General features: G+C 29.6%; 3 protein-coding genes. 2 read left to right on the top strand and 1 reads right to left on the bottom strand.

Annotated features, from left to right (window positions below; all coding sequences use genetic code 11):
• On the top strand, positions 1–280 hold a 280-nt coding region (locus tag ACKI67_RS06670; RefSeq protein WP_407462676.1), incomplete at its 5' end, for a hypothetical protein.
• 81 nt (positions 281–361) lie between these two features.
• Here the strand turns inward: ACKI67_RS06670 and ACKI67_RS06665 are convergent.
• Positions 362–901: a TIGR00730 family Rossman fold protein gene (locus tag ACKI67_RS06665; RefSeq protein ID WP_407462675.1), complete on the bottom strand. Its 540-nt coding sequence runs from the start codon at positions 899–901 to the stop codon at positions 362–364.
• A gap of 216 nt (positions 902–1117) precedes the next feature.
• Here ACKI67_RS06665 and ACKI67_RS06660 point away from each other — a divergent pair.
• Positions 1118–1848, top strand: a 731-nt coding sequence (locus ACKI67_RS06660) for a glycosyltransferase (RefSeq protein WP_407462673.1), incomplete at its 3' end; no start/stop codon positions are given.

Raw genomic sequence — 1848 nt, 5'->3', positions numbered from 1 at the left:
TCTATTTAATTTACATTTGGACCTATATTTAAAAAGATATGAAAAACTAGCAAAAAAAGGTTTGATTGAAATAGATTTAAGTCCAGATAATGGTCTTCCATATGACTGTTCTTTAACTGACAAGGGTATTGATACTTTAGAAAAAATAGCCTCTCTTGAAAAGGACTGGGAAAAAACAGTTCATATTGATGATAATGATTTGGAGATTTTAAGAAGATTAGCTATTGACTCTTTTGGAATAAGCTATAAACATAAGAAAAGTCAAGAGTTTATATTTTAAATTTTAATTTTAATTTTCATTTAATTTTTATTATTATTATCCTTTTTAATTTTTATTTTTATTTTAAACAATATTCTTTTTTTATTCATTTTCTAAAAGTTTAAAAACTTTTTCAATGGTATCTGCTATTTTAAATGTGTTTTTATCAATTTCCTCTTTCATAAATCCTTCTTCAATCATGAAATCAATCATTTCAAACATAGGATCATAATAACCGAACATATTGAAAACAATAATCTTTTTGTCATGCCTTTGTAACTTTCTTAAAACAATTATTTCAAAGAATTCATCAAGTGTCCCTATTCCTCCAGGAGCTATTATAAAGGCATCAGAATGTTTTAAGAAAAGGCTTTTTCTCTCATCCATTGACTTTGTGTAAATAAACTCATCACATTCCTTACACATTCCTTCATATTCTTCCATCCATTCCGGTGCAATTCCTAAGACCTTTCCATTATTGTCTATGACTCCTTTGGATACAGCACCCATCACTCCTGTGGAACCTCCTCCAAATACAAGGGAATGTCCTCTTTTAGCTATTTCCTCTCCTAACTTGTATGATTCTTCAGAATATTTTGATTTTATTTGAGTGCTTCCTGCACCATAAAGGCAAATTTTCATATTTTTTCTCCTTATAATTGTGATGTTATATTTTAATTTTGTTTTAATGCTTAATTAATCTTAATATTAATCCTAATATTAATTTTACTATTCTTTTGTTTTGATAAAAACTTTATTCTATATCTCATCGTATAAATAGTTTTTTTAATAAATATTCTTTATCTATTTAAATAAAAAATGACAAATGTTAAATTGTAGATGGAATTTGGTGAGCATATGAAAATATTGGTAGTTCAAGAATCAGACTGGTTAAAGAGAAATCCACATCAACAGCACCATTTGATGGATAGGATGGTACTGCGTGGACATGAAGTAAAGGTAATAGATTATCCTATTGACTGGCCGAAGGAAGATCCTGATGGATTCATCTTTAAGAGGGAAGTGCATGACAATGTGTTTAAAGTTAAACCTGAAGCTGACATTCAAGTTATCAGACCTTCATTTATTAAGAAACCAGCCTTAAACTACGCATCATTATATTTCACTCACAAAAAGGAAATCAAAAGGCAAATTGAAGAGTTCAAGCCGGATATCATAATGGGTTTAGGTTTGCTTAATGCATACACAGGTTCAAAGCTTGCCAAAGAACATAATATTCCATTTGTATACTATTTGATTGATGTGTTATATGCACTTATTCCAGAAAAGGCATTTCAGTCATTTGGAAAGAGAATCAACATGAAGGCTATAGAACGTTCTGACCTTGTCATCACTATCAATCAAAAGCTTAAAGAACTGGCAATAGATTTAGGTGCAAATCCAAATGAAACCATTTTAATTGATGCTGGAATTGATTTAAATGACTTTGACCCTCAACTTGATGATTCCAATATAAGGAATACATATAACATAGGTGAAAATGACACAGTTCTATTCTTTATGGGTTGGATCTATGAATTTGCAGGTATGAAGGAGCTTGCAATTGAACTTGGGAAAAACAAGGAAAA

Origin of the sequence: Methanobrevibacter sp., from assembly GCF_045577275.1 — an archaeon.
GTDB lineage: Archaea > Methanobacteriota > Methanobacteria > Methanobacteriales > Methanobacteriaceae > Methanobrevibacter.
This window is presented reverse-complemented; position numbering and strand designations above follow the sequence as displayed.

Excerpts from the sequence above, each read along its gene's own strand:
- ACKI67_RS06665 (WP_407462675.1), bottom strand. The coding sequence starts at position 901 with ATGAAAATTTGCCTTTATGGTGCAGGAAGCACTCAAATAAAATCAAAA.